This is a genomic window from Jannaschia seosinensis (assembly GCF_001408515.1).
Taxonomy (GTDB): Bacteria; Pseudomonadota; Alphaproteobacteria; order Rhodobacterales; family Rhodobacteraceae; genus Jannaschia; species Jannaschia seosinensis.
This window is the reverse complement of sequence record NZ_CYPR01000152.1, coordinates 1-3,167: the sequence shown is the minus strand read 5'-3', so window position 1 is coordinate 3,167 and position 3,167 is coordinate 1. Positions and strand designations below refer to the sequence as shown.

General features: G+C 58.1%; 3 protein-coding genes and 1 pseudogene. 1 reads left to right on the top strand and 3 read right to left on the bottom strand.

What is annotated here, in order from left to right:
- A partial coding sequence (locus tag JSE7799_RS11130) for a transposase (protein ID WP_186201900.1) occupies positions 1 to 515 on the top strand: 515 nt, incomplete at its 5' end.
- A gap of 58 nt (positions 516 to 573) precedes the next feature.
- Here JSE7799_RS11130 and JSE7799_RS20505 read toward each other — a convergent pair.
- The 3 genes and pseudogenes from JSE7799_RS20505 to JSE7799_RS11125 all read right to left on the bottom strand — a co-directional run.
- Positions 574 to 738 (bottom strand): annotated as a pseudogene (locus tag JSE7799_RS20505) (IS1634 family transposase N-terminal domain-related protein); the annotation flags it as partial.
- A 213-nt stretch (positions 739 to 951) separates the two neighbouring features.
- Complete coding sequence (locus JSE7799_RS19875) at positions 952 to 1,758, bottom strand: sulfotransferase family protein (protein ID WP_083480497.1); 807 nt, start codon at positions 1,756 to 1,758, stop codon at positions 952 to 954.
- An 82-nt stretch (positions 1,759 to 1,840) separates the two neighbouring features.
- A complete protein-coding gene (locus JSE7799_RS11125) occupies positions 1,841 to 2,551 on the bottom strand; it encodes an IS6 family transposase (RefSeq protein WP_055663662.1) in 711 nt (236 codons plus the stop codon).
- Positions 2,552 to 3,167: the final 616 nt, after the last annotated feature.

The following is a 3,167-nucleotide window of genomic DNA, read 5'->3' as shown; positions in this document are numbered from 1 at the left end:
ATCACAAGGGGCTGCGGGCGGCTGCGCGTCGGGTGTTCGACGCGACCCACCAGCGCTGCCGCGTTCACTGGATGCGCAATGCGCTTGCCCATGCCCCGGCCAAGCAGCGTACGGCGGTGGCGGCGATGCTGAAGACGATCTTCGCGCAGGAGACAAAGGCCGAGGCCGAAGCCCAGTGGGAAGTGGTCGCGGATGCGCTTCGCGAGAAGCAGGAAAAGCTCGGCGCGTTCATGGACGCCTCCCGCGACGACGTCCTGGCCTACATGGACTTCCCGCGCGAGCATTGGACCCAGATCGCATCCACGAACCCAATCGAGCGAGTAAACCGCGAGATCAAGCGGCGCGCCGATGTCATCGGGATCTTTCCAAACGACGAAGCCATTGTTCGTCTGGTCGGCGCTCTGATGCTCGAGACAAACGACGAATGGACAGTCGCCCGGCGGTACATGTCGCTTGAAAGCCTCGCGCGCGTCACCGACAATGCAGACGTCAGATTGCCCACCGTGGCCACCTGATCAGCTTCGGACCTCTCCGAAGGTCGGCGCTCCTACACCACGCAATGGGGCACTATCCCCGGTTCAGGCCGTTGATCAAAGGATCGAGCGTCGAAGGGGTAAGCTTGTCGAGCCGCCCAAGGTTCGCGACCACGCGGACGCGGGACTGCCCGCGGTCATTGCGGTAGGCCTCGACGAGTTGGAGATACTGGCGGCCGCCGGTCTTCGCGATGCGCGTATACATTGTGTAGCGATGATACCTGAGCCGAAGCTCCAGAGGCAATGGGTAATACAACCGCATCGTGTGACTACACCGACCATCCATATCGACCTCGGGGCGTCCACTAAATTATTGAAACTACGTCATCGGCCAAAGCAGATGATCATGAAACCGCCCCTGAAGTGTCGAACTTGGGTCCTCCTTCCGCCACATAACACCGCGAGGATCCCGGGCTGCTCAAATAGGACCAATTTCGTAGCCTAGTGCCCGCATAGATCTGCGAGTATACCGCCAAACAGTAACCTTTTGGCGTAGAGACAAGTCGTTGCGCCAACCACCCTTGCCGCGCAGGCGTGCGAACCCGGCAGGGTCCTTCCGTTCCTCCTGCATGGTAGCAAAAAGTTTTAGGATTTTTTGCGTCTCGTGCGGCGTCCCTTTGGGCAGGACGAAATCTAACATTTGGTCTAGCATCGCCTCTGTATTAGCCAGCGCATCCTCATATCTGATTGTCAAAAAAGGATGACTTGGGTTCCGTGTATGCCAACCACGGATAGCCTCGATGTAGCGACGCCACACAATTGCCGCGTCTCGCACGTTATCAGGAGCCCAGTGGCTTCCCCATCCCTTGCCGGCATTAATTAATGACGCCGTCACTGCTCGGCTGTCACGCGTCAGGAAAATGATCTTAGCATCGGGAAACAAGCGTGTGATCTCTTCCAGATACAGCGAGTGGTCCGGTGTCTTCTCCAGATGTACACAAGCTCCTGGGTTTTCTGAGTAAAGTCCCACAAAGATCCGGCCCCAGATCTCCCTGATTGCATTCTCATATGTGTCCCGATCGGTATAGACTAGGGGGCCGATCTTGCGATCGCTATTTCTAGACAACATACGATCGGCGGCCTGCATTGGGTGGGCAAACAGAGTAAAAAAATGGCTTTCCTCGCCGCCGCAGATGGCCGGATGAGTTTGCAGTAGGCGTTGGATCCATGTCGTCCCGCTGCGGGGAGCACCCACGAGAAAGCAGATGGTTTTCGGAGAGGACATTGAAGTTACCTTCACTTGAGTGCGTTACCAGGGGATTGTCAGGTTGTTTTATGTGGATCAGCAAAGTGTCGCCGGCGACCGCTCACGCGGACAGTTCGGTCGTGTAGGCTGCCCATAGGTCGAACGCGTCCTGTCTTGCGTGATGATAGGAACGGGCGGAGAGGCGGTGACGGCGTGGGCGGAAGATGGCGTCGGTCTGATCGTGGGCCGATAAGAACCTCTGGGCCTGTCGCGGTGACTTGAACCCGCCCATGACCTTCTCTCGTCGGCGGGTATGCCGATGCGATGCTTCTGCCGCGTTGTTGATCCCCTTGTGGCGACGGTGCTCTACGCCGGGTGCGAGTTTCGCCTTGGCCGCCGCATAGGATCCGAGCTTGTCGGTCACCATCATCCGCGGCAGGCCCCATCTCTTGAAGAGCTTGCGCATGAACTGCTTCGCGGCCGCGGTGTCGCGGCATGACTGCACGAGGATGTCCAAGACGTCGCCTTTCGCGTCGATTGCCCGCCACAACCAATGCTTTGTGCCGTTGATCTTGAGTACGACCTCGTCGAGATGCCACTTGTCGGCTGGCCAGGGCCGATCGCGTCGGATCTTCGCGGCGAACTGCGTCCCGAACTTCGCGACCCACATCCGTATCGCCTCATAGGAAACGGCGACGCCCCGCTCGGCCAGAAGGTCTTCGACATCTCGCAGGCTCAGGGCGAAACGGTGGTACGCCCAGACGGCGTATCCGATGACGGTGCGCGGAAAGCGGTACCCCTTGAGGCGGGAGAGATCGTCGAGGTTCAGCATCCAAGCGAGCTACCGGCCTTCCATGACGCCATCAACCTGACAGTGCCGTTGCGAGACAGCCCGGTCCGCCGCGCGATCTCGCGGATGGGCATCTTGTCCCGTAACGCCCAACGTCGAATGACGCTCAAAAATCCCATGTCGATCACTCCAATAACCCCCGACAAATCCCGTCAGGGGCAAGCTTCCACATGGGTCAGTTCTCAGTGACATCCAACAGTCGTTCGTCATCAGGTCGCCCTCGGGTGCCGCTTGGCCTTCTAATTTCAAATGTTCTACATTTGAATATATCCTGCCAATCACTTCCACCATCGTTCATCCTCTTTTAGCAGGCTGCTGAAAAAGTCTTGAGTGCCCATCTTCGACTCCTACGACGACACATCATATCGGTTTTGGAAGCGCCTGCGCACAATATCTTGTCATCCCTTCGAGACGGCTGATGCAGTTCGTCGAGGTCCATTTCCTTTTTCAGCAGCCTGTTAGAGAACAATCAAGCCTCGATGCCGAACGAAGACGGTTGAGCCACGCGACCGAGCGAGAAGCTGAAGCATCCCCTCAGAGGCTCTGAGAGCAGCCCTGTGGAGCAAAGCTGCTGTTTCGGGTGTCATGGCGGCCAGCA

Excerpts from the sequence above, each read along its gene's own strand:
- JSE7799_RS11125 (WP_055663662.1), bottom strand. The coding sequence starts at position 2,551 with ATGCTGAACCTCGACGATCTCTCCCGCCTCAAGGGGTACCGCTTTCCG.
- JSE7799_RS19875 (WP_083480497.1), bottom strand. The coding sequence starts at position 1,758 with ATGTCCTCTCCGAAAACCATCTGCTTTCTCGTGGGTGCTCCCCGCAGC.